We start from the raw sequence: 17089 nt of genomic DNA, 5'->3' as shown, positions 1-17089 counted from the left end.
CCGGGAGGTCCCGACAGGAACGCTCCAGTTTAGGCGTCGGTTTCCTTGCCGGTTTCTTGGGCCAGGAAACGGCTGATCCAGTCGGCCATCCGGTCGCGGTCGTTTTCGGCGCTCAGGCTGACGATCGCCGCGTCGGCCTGCTCGTCGGTGAAGCGGGTCCCGCGCCGCGCCTCGATCAGGGCCTTGGCGTAGGCCGGCGAGAACTCGGGATGGAACTGCATCGAGATCGCCTTGGCGTCGTCATAGGCCAGCACCCCGTACGGCGTGAAGGCGCTGCCCGCCAACACCCGCGCGCCGGGCGGCGGCTCGATCACCTGGTCCTGGTGCGAGCCGGGCACGGCGACGTGGCGGGCGTCGTCCATCCACGGCTCATGCTCGGCCACCTCGTAGGCCTGCAAGCCCACGCCCCAGCCCTTGTCGGACTTGACGACCTTGCCGCCGAACGCCTCGGCCATGATCTGGTGGCCAAAGCACACACCGACCATCGCCGCCTCGCCCTTGGCCTCGCGCAGGAACGCCTTCAGCGGCTCGATCCAGGGCAGGGGGTCATAGACCCCGGCCGACGAGCCGGTGATGACATAGGCGTCGTTCTCGGCCGGATCGGCCGGCAGCTCGCCCTTCTGGACGTCGTAGACGCGGTAGCTGTGCTCGGGGCCCAGCAGCGCCTCGAACATCGACGCGTAGCTACCGTATTTTTCCATCAGGTCGCCCGGCGGTTCGCCGGTCTCGAGCAGGCCGATCTTCAAGACACGCCTCCGACTTTTTGCTGGGCGCGCAATTTATTCGCCGAACCGGTTCCCACTTCGGCGATTGCGCTTGGCGAACTCAGTAGACCATCCCTTGCGCGACGGCCTTGAGACGTTCGATAGCGCTGAACTTGTCCTCGATGAAGTCCTGGTCGATCCACCAGAGCTCGATCTCGCGCATCACCTCGCCGACAAGAGGCCCCTTGGGCACCCCGGCCTTCATCACCTCTTCGCCCGACAGCGGGAAGGCCGGCGGCGTCCAGGTCTCTGCCAGGGCCAGCAGCGCGCGCCATTGCGGGGCGGTGGAGTCGCGGCCCGAGCCGGCCCAGGCCAGCTTGACCCGGTCGCAAAAGGCGCGCTGGCCCAGGCCATAGACGGCGCGGCGCGCCTCGCGCGGGCTCATCCACGAGACGATGCGGGGACTTCTGCCGACCGCGTCGACGATGCGGTCGCGGACATTGTTGGGCAGGCGCAGGCGCTCGGCCAGCTCTCCGGCGACCTTGGGATCGTCAGGGATCAAGGCCGCCAGGCGCAGGTCGGGATCGTTCTCGAACAGCTGCTCGGTCTCGATGGCGACCAGGGCCTCGAAGCGGGCCAGGGACTTCACCGTGGGCAGGATCGAGGACAGCACGCTGGTGGCGGCCATCAGCCGGAAGGCCGGACGCGGATCCTCCGCGGCCAGCATCTTCATCAGCTCCTTCTGGGTGCGCTCGGCGGCGCGGCCCGAGACCATGCCCTTCAGCGCCTTGCAGGCGGCCAGGGCCTTCTGGTCGGCCTCGCCCTTGCCGTACCAGGCCTGGAACCGGAAGAAGCGCAGGATGCGCAGATAGTCCTCGCGGATGCGGGTCATCGGATCGCCGACGAACACCACCTTGCCGTCGCGGGCGTCGTTCAGCCCCTCGCCGGTCGGGTCGTAGACGCGGCCTTCGGGGTCGCCATAAAGGGCGTTGAAGCGGAAATCGCGACGCTCGGCGTCCTGGCCCCAGTCCTGGGTGAAGGCCACCACAGCCCGCCGGCCATCGGTCGAGACGTCCTTGCGCAGGGTGGTGATCTCGTAGGGCTGTCCGCCGGACAGCGCCGTGATCGTGCCGTGGTCGACGCCGGTCGGGATGGCGCGCAGGCCGGCCTGCTCCAGGGCGTCGATGACCAGGTCTGGGGTCAGGGTGGTGGCGATGTCGATGTCGTCGACCGGCTTGCCCATCACGGTGTTGCGAACGCAGCCGCCGACGAACCGCGCGCAGCCGGGATAGCCGCGCGCCTCCAGAGCGGCGATCACCGCCTTGGTCTCCGGCAGCGCCAGCCACGACGCCGCGCCGATCGATACACTACTCAAAAAACGAACTCCCCACGCTCGCGCCTCGTCCCCCCGGGCGAGGCGACATAGTTAGGCCAGGAGACCCCGTCTCCGCCAGCCGCCAACGGCTCTATTCGGAGAATTGACGACCGTTTTCGTCGTAAAGCGCCTCGTACAACGATCGAAGCATGCCCGCCGTAGCGCCCCAGATGAACCGGTCGTTCCACGGCATGGCGTAGAAGTGGCGGCGCTCGCCGGTCGGGGTCTCGCGATGCTGGCGCTGGTGGTTGGCCGGATCCATCAGGAACTCGAACGGCGTCTCGAAGACGTCGGCCACTTCCTCGGGGCTGGCCACGAACGTAGCCTTGGGATCGATGAAGCCGACCACTGGCGTGACATGGAAACCCGTCACCGTCTGATAGCCATGCAGCAAGCCCGCCAAGGTGACGAAGGCGGGGTCCAGGGCGACCTCCTCCTGGGCCTCGCGCAGGGCCGTGACCCAGGGCGTCTCGCCGGGATCGCAGCGGCCGCCGGGAAAGGCGATCTGGCCGGTGTGGCTGCGCAGGGTGTCGGACCGGCGGGTCAGCAGCACGGTCATGCCGTCCTCGTGCTCGACCAGCCCCACCAGCACCGCGGCGGGGCGCAGGGCGTGCGGATTGTCGACCTTCAGGCCCGGATTGAGGTCGAAGTCCGACTTCTGGGGATTGGCCAGGCTCGGATCATAGTCCGTGATCGGATGCAGCCGACCGGTGATCCACGCCCGGCGCTCTTCGCGCGTCATGCGAGGGCCGATCCGGGCGGCGCGATCGGGAAGAAGGCGCCGTTGGAGGTCACGCCCCACAGGTCGTCCTTGGGCGAGGCCATCTCGGCCAGTTCGTAGAAGACCGGACGGGCGATCAGGGCCTCCAGCCCACGGCGCACGTGCACATAGGGCCGCGGCTCACCGGTCTGCGGGTCGATCTCGACGCGGATCGCGTTCTCGGGCCCGGCCTCGACCGTGTCGCCGACATTGGTCTGGAAGACGAGGGCCTCGCCCACCCGGTCGACGCGGGTGGCGATGAACGGCGCGTCCTCGACGGTGATCTTCATCTTCTCGACCGGCGTGACCAGGTGATAGCCGTCGAGGTCGAGGCGCAGCACGGTCGAGAACAGCCGCACCAGGGCCTCGCGGCCGATCGGCGTGCCCTCGTGGAACCAGACTCCGTCCTTGCGGATGCGGATGTCGATCTCGCCGCAGTGGGCCGGATTCCACAGATGCACCGGCGGCAGGCCGCGTTCGCCAGCGGCCTGCGCGTTTTGGGCGGCCTTGGCGACGCCTTCTAGCCCGGCCTTGGCGGGTGCGTCGGTCATCGCTGATCAGTTAGGCCGTCCGGCCCGTCGGCTCAAGCGCCGATGGACCGGATACACCGGCGGTTCAGGCGCGCGGATCGATCGCGACCGGACCCGAGAGCCCTTCGTCGCCGCCTGACCGCAGCGGCAGGAGCAGCACGCGGCGCTGGTCCACCGGACCCGGCATGACGACGCCGGCCGTATGGGCGTTGGTGAAGCCGACTCGGCCGAAATAGGGGCCGTCGCCGACCAGCAGCACGGCGCGCCAGCCGGCGGCGCGGGCCGCCTCGACGGCCGCCTCGACCAGGGCCTGGCCCAGGCCGGCGCTGCGCTCGTCGGGATCGACGGCCAGGGGGCCGAGGAAGGCCACGGGCTCGCCGCCGATCGTCACCGGCCACAGGCGCACGCAGCCCACGGGCGCGCCGTCGCGGACGGCGACGAACGAGCAGTCCAGCAGCGGGGTGTTGCCCTCGCGCAGGCGCTCGGACGACTTGGCGAAGCGGCCGGGGCCGAACACCCGGTCGATCAGATGGATGACGGCCGCCGCCATCGCCGGGGTCTCGTGGACCAGCGGCGGATAGGACGGGGCAGGGGAAACGGTCTTTTGAACGGAGGTCATCGGCCTTCGGGAAATGCGAAAGGGCGTCGGGGGCTCCCGACGCGAAGGCGCGCGGGAGGGCTTCAGATCGTGGCGCGTTCGCGCGGCATTCGTCGAAGGCGTCGCATCGCCCAGAACCTCCAAAGGAGCGCGCGCTGTAGGGCCAAGCCTTTCTCAGGTCAATAACGTTGCGGCGCGGCGGCGGAGCCCTATGTTGCGAGCCAATGTCCGACCCAGCTAACGCAGACGCGCCCACGCCCGACACCTCTACCCGCGCCCTGTTGCGGGAACGTGACTTCCTCTTTTTTTGGGCGGCGCGGTTCGTCTCCACCCTGGGGGTGCAGATCCAGTCGGTGGCCCTGGGCTGGCAGGTCTACGCCATCGCCCGCCTGACCAAGTCGGTCGGGGAGTCGGCCTTCCTGGTCAGCATGATCGGTCTGGCCCAGTTCCTGCCGCTGTTTCTGTTGACCCTGATCGCCGGCGAGACCGCCGACCGCCGGACGCGCAAGCTGATCGTCGCCACGACCCTGGCCCTGGACGCGGTCAGCGCCGCCGTCCTGCTGACCCTGGCGTTGATGGGGTCGCACCAGCTGTGGCCGATCTTCGCCATCTCGGTGCTGTTCGGCGCCAGCCGCGCCTTCCTGTCGCCGGCCAGCAGCGCCATGGGCCCGATGCTGGTGCCCAGATCGCTGCTGCCCCGCGCCATCGCCTGGAATTCCCTGGCCTGGCAAAGCGCGTCGATCGCCGGTCCGGCCCTGGGCGGCCTGCTGTTGATCCATTCCCCGGCCGCGGCGTTCGGGACCTCGTTCGGTCTCTACCTGTCTGCCGCCCTGCTGGCCCTGGCGATCCGCAAGTCGACCAAGCCCGAGACCCAGCCCGGCTCGCGCGTTGAGCTGATCAAGGAAGGCCTGGCCTATGTCTGGAACAACAAGATCGTGTTCGGCTCGATCTCGCTCGATCTGTTCGCGGTGATCCTGGGCGGGGCCACGGCCCTGCTGCCGGTGTTCGCCAAGGACGTGCTGCACATCGGCCCCGGCGGCTTTGGCCTGCTGCGCGCGGCGCCGGCGATCGGGGCGACCGTGGTCGGCATCTATCTGGCCAGCACCCCGATCCGTCGTCACGCCGGCCGCATCATGTTCGCCGGCGTCGCCGTCTTCGGCCTGGCCACGGCGGTGTTCGGCCTGTCGAAGCTGGTCTGGCTGTCGGTGGTGGCCCTGGCCGTCCTGGGCGGCGCCGACATGCTGTCGGTCTATGTCCGCCAGACCCTGGTCCAGATCGTCACGCCCGACGCCATGCGCGGCCGCGTCGCCGCCGTCTCGGGCGTGTTCATCAGCGCTTCCAATGAACTGGGCGAGGTCGAGAGCGGCGCGGCGGCCTGGCTGCTCGGGCCCGTCGGCGCGGCGGTGTTCGGCGGCGTCGGGGCCATGGCCGTCACCGCCCTGTGGGCCTTCCTGTTCCCCGACCTGCGCAAGGCCGACCGGCTGGAGTGATCCACCTCACCCGTGAAACGGGGGAGGTGGCGCGACGCCATCGGCGTCGTGACGGAGGGGGCGTCCCCACCGTCGAAGYGCCCCCTCCGTCACGACGCGTATCCGCGCCGCGACACCWCCCCCGCTGCGCGAGGGAGGAGGAGAAACCTACAGCCCCGCCAGCCTGCGCAGCGGCTCGCCGGTCAGGCGGCGGATGATCCATTCGTCCATCGCGGCCGCGCCCAGGCTGTCATAGAAGGCGATCGACGGCGCGTTCCAGTCCAGCACCGACCACTCGAAGCGACCGAGGTTCTCGTCGACACAGCGCCGGGCGAGGTTGACCAGCAGCGCCTTACCCGCGCCAGAGCCCCGCGCCGAGGGCCGCACGAACAGATCCTCCAGCCAGATCCCATGCCGGCCGACGAAGGTCGAATAGTTGTAGAACCACAGGGCGAAGCCGACCGGCTCGCCGTCCAGCTCGGCGATGTCGGCGAAGGCGCGTGGGTTGTCGCCGAACAGGGCGCCGGCCACGTCGGCCTGCGTCGCCTCCACGGTGTCGAGCAGGTTTTCGTACTCGGCCAGATCGCGGATGAACTGATAGACCAGAGCCGCGTCGGCAGGCGTGGCGGGACGGATGGAAACGGGCATGGCGGTCTCTGCGGACTATCGGGACTTCGTTCTGGAGCAACTGGCGCCGCTGGGCCAGATCACCGCCCGCCGAATGTTCGGCGGAGTCGGCATCTATGCGAACGGCCTGTTCTTCGCCGTGATCGACGACGACGTCCTGTATCTGAAAACCGATGACGCCCTGAAGCCCGAGTTCGAGGCGGCGGGCTCGCAAGCCTTCGATCCGTTCGGCGACGGCAAGCCGATGTCCTACTGGTCCGCCCCCGTCGAGGCGCTGGACGACCAGGACCTTCTGATCGAGTGGTCGCGAAAGTCGCTCGAGGTGGCGGCCCGCAAGAAGGCCAAGGCGCGCTAGCCGATCTTCACCCCCGGCGGTGGTTCGCTGCTCTCCGGCACGAAGAAGTCCGGCATCAGGGCCGCGGCGGGATCCACCTTGTACTGATCGAAGTCGCGCACGCCCTCGCCGTACAGGAAGGTGTCGTCGATCAGGAAATTGCCGCTGAATTCGCGCGCGGGCTTGTTGAAGATCGCGTGGGCCGCGTCGGCCATGATCTCGACCGTCCGGCAGTGGCGCAGGCCTTCCTCGCCGGCCAGGGCGAACTGGATGGCGGCGGTGGCGATGCCGGTGCGGGGCCACAGGGCGTTGAAGGCGATCCCGTCGCTCTTGAACTCCTCGGCCATGCCCAGCACGCACATCGACATGCCGAACTTGGCCATGGTGTAGGCCACGTGCGGCCCGAACCAGCGTGGCGACATGTCCAGCGGCGGCGACAGCATCAGCACGTGCGGGTTCTGCGCCTTCTTCAGGTGCGGGATGCAGGCCTTGGAGGTCAGGAACGTGCCGCGCGTGTTGATCTGGTGCATCAGGTCGTAGCGCTTCATGTCGGTCGACAGCGTCCCGGTCAGCGAGATGGCCGAGGCGTTGTTCACGCAGATGTCGATGCCGCCGAACTGGGCGACGGCCTTCTCGACCGCGTCCTGGACGCTGGCCTCCTCGCGGACGTCGACCACCAGCGGCAGGGCCTGGCCGCCGGCCGCCTCGATCTCCTTGGCGGCGGTGTAGATGGTGCCGGGCAGCTTGGGATGGGCCTCGGCGGTCTTGGCGGCGATGACGATGTTGGCCCCGTCGCGGGCCGCCCGCAGGGCGATGGCCAGGCCGATGCCGCGCGAGGCGCCGGTGACGAATAGCGTTTTACCCTTGAGGCTCATACGGGTTCTCCACGCGCTTTGATCAGGCCGACGCCGGCCGCGACGAAGCCGAGGATGAAGCTCATCTTCGCCACGTGCGCGACGGGACCGTGATCCTTCAGAAGCAGGCCGGCAAGGCCGATGACCAGGGCCGCGATCCAGAGACCGGCGGCGAGGCGGAACACCTTGGCCCGCAGTAGCGCCACCGCCCAGACGACCATGCCGATCGACCAGAGGCTGGAGGCGATCATGTACGAGGCCTCGCCGAAGATCTTGGCCGAAGACGTGCGCACCAGCATCACGCCCAGCAGGGCCAGGACGAAGCCGACCAAGGCCAGTGGGCCGGTCGCGCGGGCGGTGACCGACCGCACGCCCAACATGCCGAAGAGCAGCAGCAGGTCGATGGTCGCGTAGACGAGGTGCGGCTGCGGCTCGACCAGCCGCGGATAGATGAGGAACGGCGCGGCGATGTCGATGGCCGCGCCGGCCAGGGTCGCGGCGCCGGCGAGGCGTAGAACCGAGTCCCGCTCCATCAGGCGCCGGCGCCGGTGGTCTTCACCGACAGGTCCCACAGGCGGTCGGCCGCCTCGGGATCCAGCGCGTGGGGCATGACGCCGTTCCAGGGGCGTTCTTGGCTCCAGGCGACCGCCTGTTTGCAGTCTTCCAGATAGAGGCCGCCCACGCCCTCCAGCGCATCGCCGACAGCGGCCCAGACGCTGGTGGCCGCGCCCTGCTCGGTGGTCTTGAAGCCCTCGCGCGGCTTGTCGTTCTCGTCCAGCCAGCCCATGGCCCGCTGCTCGTCCAGGGTCATGTGCCGCTGCAGCGGGGTCATGATCCCGCCGGGCATGACGGCGTTGGCGTTGACGCCCTGGTCCCTGAACCGCTTGTCGAAGCCGACCGCGAACAGGCTGTTGGCGGTCTTGGCCTGGCCGTAAGACTCCCACTTGTCGTAGGGCCGGGTCTCGTAGTTCGGGTCATCGAAGTTCACGCCCGAGCGCCGGTGGCCGATCGAAGACAGCGACACCAGCCGCGAGGCCTTGCCGCTGGCCTTGGTCCCCGCGACCAGGTTCGGGGCCAGCAGCACCGACAGCAGGAAGTGGCCGAAATGGTTGGTCCCGATCTGCATCTCCAGCCCGTCGGCGGTGCGCGATAGAGGGCAGGCCATGACGCCGGCGTTGTTGATCAGGATGTTGATCGGCCGGTCGCCCCACAGATGGGCGAAGTGGCGGATCGCCTCGAAGCTCGACAGGTCGAGCATGGCGAAGCTGGTTCGCTTCAGCCCGACGCCGAGATTGATTTCGTTGGCGACCTCTTCGCCCAGCTCCGGCTTGCGGGCGGCGATGATCACCTCGGCGCCCGCCTCGGCCAGGGCCCTGGCGGTCTCGACGCCGATGCCGGTGGCCGCGCCGGTGACGATGGCGACCTTGCCCGACAGGTCATGACCCGCGACGACCTCGCGCGCCGTCGATTTCGGTCCGAAGGGCGAGGTGATGCGATCGCTCATGATGTTCCTCCCGTAGTTTTTGTTGTGCTTGGAACGCTACAGCTGGATGGCGCAAATCCCCAGGGCGATGGCCAGGCATAACGGCCCGTAGGCGCGACGGTTCAGCCGCCAGAACGGCGTACCTTCGGCATAGCGGAAGACCGGCGGGATATAGGTCACCAGTCCCCGGCCGGCGAACACGGCGAACAGGACCCAGCGCGCGGCCTGCAGCAGCGGCTCCAAGGGCGGCGGCGGAAAGATCGTCGCCAGCACCAGGCTGCCGCCGGTCGCCAAGGCCAGGGCGACCGCCGTGCTGGCTGGCAAGCTCGGCGCCTTCATGCCGCGCGTGCGGCCAACCACGTGCTCGACCATCGAGGCCTCGTCGTGGCCCGGCCAGCGTCCGCCAAATCCCCAGTAGAGGTGGACGGCCGCCAGCAGGAACAGGACCCCCGCGACCAGCAGGGTCAGCAACACGCCTAGCCGACCTGGCTGAAGTCGGGCGCCCGGCGCTCGGCGAAGGCCATGAAGGCCTCGCGCGCCTCGGCGGTCTGCAGGCGGGCGGCGAATTCGGCGCCTTCGGTGTCCATTAGGGCGGCGATCTTCTCGGCGTCGCGCATCAGGCGCTTGGTGACGGTCAAGGCGCCCAGTGGCCGCTTGGCCAGTTGGTCGGCGGCGGCGCGGGCGCGGGCCCGCAGGTCCGAGAGCTCGGCCGCGCCGTTGGCGATGCCCCAGGCCACGGCGGTGCCGCCGTCGATCGCCTCGCCCAGGGCGAACATGGCGTAGGCGCGGGCGTGGCCGATGCGGGCCGGCAGCAGCCAGCTGGAGGCCGCTTCCGGCACCAGGGCCAGGTTGACGAACGGGGTGGTCAGGCGCGCGTCCGGGGTCACGAACACCAGATCGCAATGCAGCAGCATGGTCGTGCCGACGCCCACGGCCTGGCCCTGGACGGCGGCGACCAGCGGCCGGGTGGCGTTGGCCAGGGCCTTCAGGAAACGGATCACATGGCGTTCGCCCGTGAAGGCGCCCGTGGCCTGGGCCGCGAAGTCCTGCAGGTCGTTGCCGGCCGTGAAGCTGTCGCCGTCGGCCTGGAGGACCACGACGCGCACCGCCGGATCCCGCTCGGCGGCCTCCAGGCTGTCGGCCAGCACGCCGTACATGGCGTTGGACAGGGCGTTCTTCTTTTCCGGACGCGCCAGGGTGAGGGTCATCACGCCGGCGTCGATCTCGACCTTGACCTGATCGGTCATCACGAATCTCCCTTGGGGAACTTGGTCTGCAGGCTGGAGAGCCAGCGCGCGACCACGCCGATCTCTTCGTCGGTGAAGCCCTCGGTCAGGTGGGCGTTGATCCCATCGAGACCGGCCTTGGCGTCCTCGCGGGCGGCGCGGCCCTTGTCGGTCAGGTACAGGCGCATGGCCCGGCCGTCCTTGGGATCGGCGCGGCGCTCGACCAGCTCGGCGCGGGTCATGCGGTCGATCAGGCCGGTCATGGCCGAAGGGGCCAGGTCGAGGGCGTCGGCCGCCTCACCGATCAGGGCGCCGTTCTGGTCGCCCAGGAAGAACAGCACCCCCGACTGGGCGGCGGTCAGCCCGCCCTTGGCGGCCATCTTGCCCTCGATCCAGCGCTGGACGCGCCGTTGGCCGGCATTGAGCAGGAAGATGAGGCGGCGGTCGGGAGGCACGGACATGGCGGCCAGACTATGTTTCGCGTGCGAAATGTCAAACGTCTGTTTCTTGCCTTGCCTTGAGATCAGCCGGGCTCGACTCCGCGACGTACCAGGCGACGCCTTCGCCATCGACCTCACGCCGGATGCGACCTCGGCCGATCAGGCAGTTGAGGTGCGCCAGCGCCTCTCCCGTGGCCATGCCCAGCAGATCCGGGCCGATCGGCCGCGCGAACAGGGCCCCGAACGTGTCGACCGCCCGCTTGGGCTCGGCCAGCTTCTTTTCCAGGCGCGAGAGGCCGCGCTCGTGGCCGGCGATCAGGGCGTCGATCCGGGTGTGCAGGCCCTCGAACGGATCATTGTGGGCCGGCAGGACGATGACGTCGTCGGGCACGGTGGCCTTCACCTTGGCCAGGGACCGCAGCCAGTCGCTCAGCGGATCGGCGTCGGGCTCGGTCGGGAAGACCGAGACGTTCGACGAGATGCGCGGCAGCACCTGGTCGCCCGAGATCAGCAGGTTCAGCTCGGGCGACCAGAGACAGGCGTGGTCGGGCGAGTGCCCTTGTCCGGTCACCACCCGCCAGGTCTTACCGCCGATCTCGAAATCCTCGCCGTCGCTGAGCCGGCGATAGCTGTCGGGCAGGGCGTAGATCGCCTTGCCGAAGCCGCCGAAGCGGGCCTTGTAGTTCTCGATCGCGTCCTCGTCCCAGCCGGCGGCGCGGAAGAACTTCACCCCATCCTCGGGGGCCTCGCGCCCGGTGTCGGCGACCAGCATCCGGCATTGGAAGTATTCCAGCCGGGTCATCCAGAGCCGGCAGTCGAACTTGCGGGTCATCCAGCCGGCCAGCCCGACATGGTCGGGATGCAGGTGCGTGCAGATCACCCGGGTGATCGGCTTGCCGCCCAGGGCGCCGGCGAAGGCGTCTCGCCAGGCCTGGCTGGTCTCGCGGGTCTGGACGCCGGTGTCGACGACGGCCCAGCCCTCGCCGTCGGCGATCGCCCAGACGTTGATGAACTGCAGCGAACCGCCCAGCGGCATCCGCAGCCACAGGACGCCGGGCCCGACCTCGACCGCTTGGCCCGAACCGGGCTCCGGCGCGGTCTCGAACGGATAGACCAGCCGCGCTTTGCGCGGCTGTTCGGTCGCTTCATCCTCGAATCCGTCGCGCATTTCGTCCCCTCCAGAGGCCGTTCAACCGGCGCTTGTCGTTGATCCAACCCATTTTTTGCCCTCGAGGGCAGTCATCATCGCGCCCAGGTCGGACGGTATCTTGACCCCTGATACAAGCGCGCGTTTATGTCCGCGCGAGGAACTTACCCAGGAGACATTTCCCATGAGGCCTTTTGCGATCGGACTGACGGCCGCGCTCGCGCTCGCCATTCTGACCCCTGCCGTCGTCATCTCGGCGCAGAAGGAAGAGAAGGGCAAGCCCCCCGCTGTCGACGCCAAGGCGCGCGAAACGGGTATGAAGGAAGCCCCGACGCTCATCCAGGCCAGCGGCGCCGGCTGCACGGTCTCGGATGCCCGCTTCATCGGCGAAGGCCAAGTGGACATTCCCGACGCCGCCGCCTCAGCGGCCATTTCCAAGGCTGCGAAGGACCAGTTGAACGGCGACAAAGACGGCCTAGCCAAGCTCAAAGGGAAGCTCAAGGAGAAGGTTCGCTACTACGAAGTCGCCTGTAACGAGGGCATGGGCTTCGCGATGATCGCCAAGAAGGACGTGGCTAACGTGGCTCCGCAGGTCTTCACCTGCCTCGAGTCGAGCCAGCCCGGGCCCGACGGCAAGGTCGGCGGCCTGGCCTGCGTGCTGCCCGGCAACGCCAACCCCGGCGCGGGCCTGGCCCCGTTCGTCAAGAAGGGCGGCGTGACCTGCGATATCGAGAACACCCGCGCCATCGGCTCGGGCGCCAAGAACTCGTACTTCGAAGTCGCCTGCAAGGGCGGCGCCGGCTACGTGGTCCAGACCGTCGCGCCGCTGAACATCAGCGGCGAAGTCACCGTCAACAGCTGCCTGCTCTACGAGGAAGGCGGCAATGTGAGCTGTAAGCTGACCAACCGTCAGACCCAGCTCGCGGTGGTCGACACCCTGAACGGCGCCGCCAAGGCCGCCGGCACGGCCTGCGACATCAAGGACAAGCGCTACATCCTGAGCACCAAGGTCGACAACTATTACGAAGTCGCCTGCCAGGACGGTAAGGGCTACGTGTTCCAGCAGACAGCGACCACCGGCGCCTTCGCCCGCGCCATCCCCTGCGCCCAGGCCGGCTTCGTTGGCGGCGGCTGCACGCTGACCGACGCCGTCGCTGCTCTGACCGAGCAGGCCGGCTTCTACGGCAAGCTGGCGGCCAAGGCCGGTTTCCCCTGCGACGTCGAGAAGTACGGCATGTTGCCGACCAACGACCCGAAGAAGGAAATCGTCGAGCTGAAGTGCAAGGGCAACGACGCCGGCGCCATCGCCGTGTTCACCGCCACCACCGGCACGGTCTATGACTGCGTCACGGCCGAGCTGAACGGCTTCCGCTGCAGCTTCACCAAGAAGGACCCGCAGTACGCTCGCCTGACCAAGGATCTGGTCGGCTTCAACAAGGCGTCCTGCCAAGTCTCGGAGGCTCGCATCATCGGCGCCACCGACACCGAGGGCTTCGTCGAAGTGGCCTGCTCGGACGGCCTGCCCGGCTGGGTGCTGGGCTATCCGATCGGCGTCGCCAAGCCGGCGGCCAAGGAGTTCCTCTCCTGCGCCCAGGCCAAGGGCATCGGCGGCGGCTGCAAGCTGCCGACCAACAAGGTCAAGGGCTGATCCAGCTCTAGCCGTAAGGTCCTGAAGAACGAGGCCCGCCGGAGCGATCCGGCGGGCCTTTTTCTTTACCCCATCGCCGCCTCGATCAGCCGAGGGCCGGGCGTCGCCATGGCCCGGGCGAAGGCGTCGTCGAAGGCCTCGGCGGTCTCGACCCGCTCGGCGGCCACGCCCATGCCCTGGGCGATCGCCACCCAGTCCAGGCGCGGATCCCCCAGGTCCAGCAGCCGGGAGGCCGCCGGGCCCGGATTGCCGGCCCCGGTGCGACCCAGCTCGATGCTCAGGATACGGTAGGCGTGGTTGGCGAACACCACGACCGTCACGTCCAGCCTCTCCCGCGCCATCGTCCAGAGGCCTTGCGCCGTGTACATGCCCGCCCCGTCGCCGGTCAGGGCCAGCACCTTGCGGTCCGGGCAGGCCACCGCCGCGCCGATCGCCAGCGGAATCCCTTGGCCGATCGCGCCGCCGGTCAGGGACAGCCAGTCGTGGGCGCGGGCGGCGCGGGTCTGGGTGAAGATCGGCAGGCCGGCGGTCACCGCATCGTCCGAGATCACCGTCTCCGCCGGCATGTGCCGCGCCAGCGCGGCGCCGATCGCCCAGGCGTCCAGACGGCCGGCGGGCGCTTCGGGCGCGGCATAGGCCTCGATCGTTCCGTGCGCCGGCGCGCCGACCGCATCGGCCAGGGCGTTCAGGGCCGCGGCGGCGTCGACCTCGCGGCCGCACAGGGTCTCGACCGAGCAGCCCTCGGGCACCAGCACGCTGGGCCGGTCCGGATAGGCGAAGAAGGCGACCGGGCGCTGGGTCGAGACCAGCACCATCAGGTCCACGCCCTCCAGCGCCTTCAGGGCCTGCTCGGCGAAATAGGGCAGCTTGTCGGGGCGGAACCGGCCCTCGCCGCGCGCCTGGCGGGCGGTGAAGGTGTCGGTCAGCACGCGAACGCCATGGGCGGCCAGGCGTCCGGCCGCCGCCAGCGCGGCTTCGTCACAGGCGCCAGAGCCCAGCAACAGCACCGGCGTCTTGGCGAAGGCCAGAGCCCGGGCGACGCCCTCGACGGCGGCCTTGTCGGGCTGGGCGAAGGCCGGCGGCGTGACGACGGGCCCCTTTACCGTCGCCTCGTTCCAGGCGCTGTCGGCCGGCAGGACCAGACAGGCGTTGCCGCCGGGTGTCCCATAGCTGGCGACGATGGCTTCGGCGGTCAGCGGCCCGACGCTGTCGGCGCACTCAGCCGACTTGACCCAGAGCGAGTTGGGCCCGGCCAGGGCGGCGATGTCGCTGTTCAGCGGGGCGTCGAAGCCGCGGTGATAGGTGGCGTGGTCGCCGATGACGTTGACGATCGGGGTGTACGCCCTCCGGGCGTTATGCAGGTTGGCCGCGCCGTTGGCGTAGCCTGGCCCCAGGTGCAGCAGGGTGCAGGCCGGCCTGCCAGTCATGCGGCCATAGCCGTCGGCCGCCCCGGTCGCCACGCCCTCGAACAGGCACAGCACGCTGCGCATGCGCGGCTCGCGGTCCAGGGCGGCGACGAACTGCATCTCGCTGGTGCCCGGATTGGCGAAGCACGCGGTGACGCCGTTGTCGGCCAGGGTGGTGATCAGGGCGTCGGCGCCGTTCATGTTTCGCTCCTAAATTCCTTCGTCATCCCGGCCGCAGCGTAGCGGAGAGCCGGGACCCAGGGGCCGCCGCCCCGTCGCTGGCCCCTGGGTCCCGGATCGGCCTCCGGCCGTCCGGGATGACGAGCTAGATGAAGACCAGGATTTCCCCGTCCGGCGTTTCCGCGAACAGCCGCGCCAGCTCGGTCGGCCGTCGTTCCCGCGCCAGGGCCTGGTTGATATAGCCCTTGTCGGTCAGCTCGCCGCTGGCCGCGTCGGGGGCGCCGTCCAGGATCAGGGCCCGGACCACCTTGCCGCCGCCGCCCTTGGCCGAGCCGTTCAGCCGCGCCAGCCCCGCGACGATCGCCGCCTTCACGGTCGACCGGTCGCCCAGATGGTCGCAAGCCTTTGTGTCGAGGAACAGCATCAGGCCGACGCCCTGCTGGCCCTCGCCGCAGACCACCGCGTCTGAGACCAGGCCGCCGATCGCCGACACCGCTGCCACCCGCAGGGCCCCGGCCGCCACGAAGGTCCCACTCGCCAGCTTGAAGTTCTCGACCAGCCGCCCGTCGAACACCAGGCCCGCCGCCGGGTCTTCCGGATCGGCGAGCCGCGCGGCGTCGCCCAGGCGGTAGAAGCCGTCCTCGTCAAAGGCCTGGGCCGTCGCTTCCGGCTGGTCCAGATAGCCGGGCGAGACCTGCGGCCCCTTCACCCGGATCTCGAACTTGCCGCCATCGCCGCCCCTCACTCCATTTGGGGGAACGAGCTTCACCGACGTGCCCGGCGTCGGCAGGCCGACCATCCCCGAGCGGGCGTTCAGCCAGTGGATGTTGCAGGCGGTCGGACCGGTCTCGGTGGCGCCATAGCCGGCCGCGAAGGTGATCCGTTCACCGATCGTCCGCACCGCCACGGCCTGAACGCGGTCGAGGATCGACTGGGCCATCGATGCGCCGCCGTACTGCAGCACCCGGACCTTCTCGAAGAACCTGGCCGCCAGGGCGTGGTCGCGCTCCAGCTCGCCGACCAGCATGCCCCAGCCGGCCGGCACCATGTTGTGATAGGTCGTGGCGACCTCGCGCAGGTTGCGCAGGGTCTCGGCAAAGCGGCCGGGCGTGGGCTGGCCGGCGTCGATGTACAGGGTTCCGCCCCGGTGCAGCACCATGTGCAGGATGGCGTTGGCCCCCAGGCTGTGGCTCCAGGGCGCGGAATTGACCAGCACCGGCGGCTCTGGATCGGCGTAGCAGGCCTCGATCTGGGCGGCGTTGAGCGCGATGTTGGCATGAGTGCAGACCACGGCCTTCGGGCGGCCCGTGGAGCCGGAGGTCAGCAGCAGCTTGGCGACGTCGTCAGGCTGAGCGATCGGCGACAGCGGCGCGCTGTCCAGCAGGGCTTCGAAGGGGATGTCGCCGGCTCGCGCTTGGCGGCTGGCCACCACCGGCAAGCCGGCCAGGAAGGGCGCGGCCAGGGCGTCGCCGAACGCCTCGGCGTCGTCGGCATAGACAGCGGCGGGCTTCAGCCGTTCGACCGCGTGCGCGAGGCGGGTCAGGTCGGCGCCCTTCAGGCCATACTGCGGCGAGACCGGCGCGGCGGGCGCGCCCAGGCTCATGGCGGCATAGGCGATCAGGGCGTGGTCGATACCGTTGCGAGCCAGGATCAGTAGCGGTTGGCCGCGCGACAGGCCCAGGCTCGCGAGCCCGCCGGTCAGGGCCTCCACGCGGGTCCTGGCTTCGGCATAGGTCACCGTCCGCCAGCCTTCCCCGTCTCGTTCGGCCAACCAGATCCGGTCCGGCGCCTCGGCCGCCCAGCGCGCCAGCGGCGCGGTGGTCGTTCGCACCGCGTCCGAATAGGGCATGGGATTGCGCAGGATCAGCGTGTCGCCACGACGCTTTACCTCCAGCGCGCGAGGCGCGTAACGGGCGTCGCGGAAAGGCGCGGTGTTGGAGGTCGATCCGTCCATGACGTCACTTATGTCGCGCCTCATACGACTGTTCAATCACTTGCCCCCTCCGCGCTGCGCGCTCCTCCCCCGGAGGGGGAAGAAGGCCGTCGTGCGAACCTTCCGCCCCCTCCCGGGGGCGGACGGCCGCGAAGCGGCCAGGTGGGGGCAAGGAACATCGGCCTCACGCGGCTCGCCGCTGAAGGGATGGAAAGGGACGCGGAGCGCCGGACGCCGTCCGGAGTGYGAGTAGTTTGATACCGTTTCGACGAAGCCCGACGCTCCGCGCGACCGTTATTCGCCAGCGTCCCGCCGGGTGGCCCTGTTCAGGCCTTACCGGGACCCGGGTTCCTCCGTTTCCGGAAGATCCCAGAG

Annotated in this window: 19 protein-coding genes and 2 pseudogenes; 5 read left to right on the top strand and 16 right to left on the bottom strand. The window is 69.4% G+C overall.

From position 1 onward, the window contains the following. Positions 1–29 precede the first annotated feature (29 nt). The 6 genes from AC1DSO_RS10130 to AC1DSO_RS10105 all read right to left on the bottom strand — a co-directional run bounded on the left by AC1DSO_RS10130 (position 30) and on the right by AC1DSO_RS10105 (position 4095). Positions 30–746, bottom strand: a complete 717-nt coding sequence (locus AC1DSO_RS10130; protein WP_477068703.1) for a glutamine amidotransferase-related protein — start codon at positions 744–746, stop codon at positions 30–32. Between the two features lie 79 nt (positions 747–825). Next, positions 826–2079: a CCA tRNA nucleotidyltransferase gene (locus AC1DSO_RS10125; RefSeq protein WP_477068702.1), complete on the bottom strand. Its 1254-nt coding sequence runs from the start codon at positions 2077–2079 to the stop codon at positions 826–828. A gap of 91 nt (positions 2080–2170) precedes the next feature. Then, a complete protein-coding gene (locus tag AC1DSO_RS10120) occupies positions 2171–2821 on the bottom strand; it encodes a CoA pyrophosphatase (protein WP_477068701.1) in 651 nt (216 codons plus the stop codon). Beyond that, the gene (locus AC1DSO_RS10115; protein ID WP_477068700.1) at positions 2818–3390 is read right to left on the bottom strand and encodes a DUF1285 domain-containing protein; all 573 of its coding nucleotides are present in this window, start codon (positions 3388–3390) and stop codon (positions 2818–2820) included. The genes AC1DSO_RS10120 and AC1DSO_RS10115 overlap by 4 nt, the downstream gene beginning before the upstream one ends. Before the next feature lie 64 nt (positions 3391–3454). Next, positions 3455–3988, bottom strand: a complete 534-nt coding sequence (locus AC1DSO_RS10110; protein ID WP_477068699.1) for a GNAT family N-acetyltransferase — start codon at positions 3986–3988, stop codon at positions 3455–3457. Positions 3989–4050: 62 nt separating this feature from the next. Further along, complete coding sequence (locus AC1DSO_RS10105; protein ID WP_197056745.1) at positions 4051–4095, bottom strand: hypothetical protein; 45 nt, start codon at positions 4093–4095, stop codon at positions 4051–4053. 96 nt (positions 4096–4191) lie between these two features. Between AC1DSO_RS10105 and AC1DSO_RS10100 the strand changes: the two genes are divergently transcribed. Continuing rightward, a complete protein-coding gene (locus AC1DSO_RS10100; protein ID WP_477068698.1) occupies positions 4192–5457 on the top strand; it encodes an MFS transporter in 1266 nt (421 codons plus the stop codon). A gap of 147 nt (positions 5458–5604) precedes the next feature. Here the strand turns inward: AC1DSO_RS10100 and AC1DSO_RS10095 are convergent, their stop codons facing one another. Continuing rightward, entirely contained in the window at positions 5605–6084 is a 480-nt protein-coding gene (locus tag AC1DSO_RS10095) for an N-acetyltransferase family protein (protein WP_477068697.1), read from the bottom strand. On the opposite strand from AC1DSO_RS10095, the gene AC1DSO_RS10090 reads away from it, so the two are divergent. Beyond that, on the top strand, positions 6071–6418 hold the full coding sequence (locus AC1DSO_RS10090) for a TfoX/Sxy family protein (RefSeq protein ID WP_477068696.1): 348 nt from the start codon (positions 6071–6073) through the stop codon (positions 6416–6418). The genes AC1DSO_RS10095 and AC1DSO_RS10090 overlap by 14 nt on opposite strands. Here the strand turns inward: AC1DSO_RS10090 and AC1DSO_RS10085 are convergent. From AC1DSO_RS10085 to AC1DSO_RS10055, 7 genes are read right to left on the bottom strand one after another with little or no spacing between them, the layout of a single operon-like run. Then, positions 6415–7272 carry an SDR family oxidoreductase gene (locus AC1DSO_RS10085; protein WP_477068695.1) on the bottom strand — a complete coding sequence of 286 codons (858 nt, stop codon included), beginning with the start codon at positions 7270–7272 and terminating at the stop codon, positions 6415–6417. The genes AC1DSO_RS10090 and AC1DSO_RS10085 overlap by 4 nt on opposite strands. Next, on the bottom strand, positions 7269–7784 hold the full coding sequence (locus AC1DSO_RS10080; RefSeq protein ID WP_477068694.1) for a hypothetical protein: 516 nt from the start codon (positions 7782–7784) through the stop codon (positions 7269–7271). The genes AC1DSO_RS10085 and AC1DSO_RS10080 overlap by 4 nt, the downstream gene beginning before the upstream one ends. Then, positions 7784–8755 carry an SDR family NAD(P)-dependent oxidoreductase gene (locus AC1DSO_RS10075; RefSeq protein ID WP_477068693.1) on the bottom strand — a complete coding sequence of 324 codons (972 nt, stop codon included), beginning with the start codon at positions 8753–8755 and terminating at the stop codon, positions 7784–7786. The genes AC1DSO_RS10080 and AC1DSO_RS10075 overlap by 1 nt, the downstream gene beginning before the upstream one ends. Before the next feature lie 36 nt (positions 8756–8791). After that, a complete protein-coding gene (locus AC1DSO_RS10070) occupies positions 8792–9208 on the bottom strand; it encodes a DUF3995 domain-containing protein (RefSeq protein WP_477068692.1) in 417 nt (138 codons plus the stop codon). A gap of 2 nt (positions 9209–9210) precedes the next feature. Beyond that, positions 9211–9981 carry an enoyl-CoA hydratase-related protein gene (locus AC1DSO_RS10065; RefSeq protein WP_477068691.1) on the bottom strand — a complete coding sequence of 257 codons (771 nt, stop codon included), beginning with the start codon at positions 9979–9981 and terminating at the stop codon, positions 9211–9213. After that, positions 9981–10421, bottom strand: coding sequence for a MarR family winged helix-turn-helix transcriptional regulator (locus tag AC1DSO_RS10060; protein WP_477068690.1), 441 nt, complete (start codon positions 10419–10421; stop codon positions 9981–9983). The genes AC1DSO_RS10065 and AC1DSO_RS10060 overlap by 1 nt, the downstream gene beginning before the upstream one ends. Positions 10422–10452: 31 nt before the next feature. Next, on the bottom strand, positions 10453–11568 hold the full coding sequence (locus tag AC1DSO_RS10055) for an MBL fold metallo-hydrolase (RefSeq protein WP_477068689.1): 1116 nt from the start codon (positions 11566–11568) through the stop codon (positions 10453–10455). 163 nt (positions 11569–11731) lie between these two features. Between AC1DSO_RS10055 and AC1DSO_RS10050 the strand changes: the two genes are divergently transcribed. Then, entirely contained in the window at positions 11732–13195 is a 1464-nt protein-coding gene (locus AC1DSO_RS10050; RefSeq protein WP_477068688.1) for a hypothetical protein, read from the top strand. A 65-nt stretch (positions 13196–13260) separates the two neighbouring features. Here the strand turns inward: AC1DSO_RS10050 and AC1DSO_RS10045 are convergent, their stop codons facing one another. Beyond that, positions 13261–14802 (bottom strand): acetolactate synthase large subunit, encoded by a 1542-nt coding sequence (locus AC1DSO_RS10045; protein ID WP_477068687.1) that lies wholly within the window; start codon positions 14800–14802, stop codon positions 13261–13263. A gap of 17 nt (positions 14803–14819) precedes the next feature. Here AC1DSO_RS10045 and AC1DSO_RS10040 point away from each other — a divergent pair. Continuing rightward, positions 14820–14922, top strand: a pseudogene (locus AC1DSO_RS10040) (hypothetical protein); the annotation flags it as partial. A gap of 4 nt (positions 14923–14926) precedes the next feature. Here AC1DSO_RS10040 and AC1DSO_RS10035 read toward each other — a convergent pair. Further along, on the bottom strand, positions 14927–16735 hold the full coding sequence (locus tag AC1DSO_RS10035) for a feruloyl-CoA synthase (RefSeq protein WP_477068686.1): 1809 nt from the start codon (positions 16733–16735) through the stop codon (positions 14927–14929). A 186-nt stretch (positions 16736–16921) separates the two neighbouring features. Here AC1DSO_RS10035 and AC1DSO_RS10030 point away from each other — a divergent pair. Next, positions 16922–17089: pseudogene (locus AC1DSO_RS10030) on the top strand (hypothetical protein); the annotation flags it as partial.

This window comes from Caulobacter sp. P4_E5, from assembly GCF_056401555.1.
This window is presented reverse-complemented; position numbering and strand designations above follow the sequence as displayed.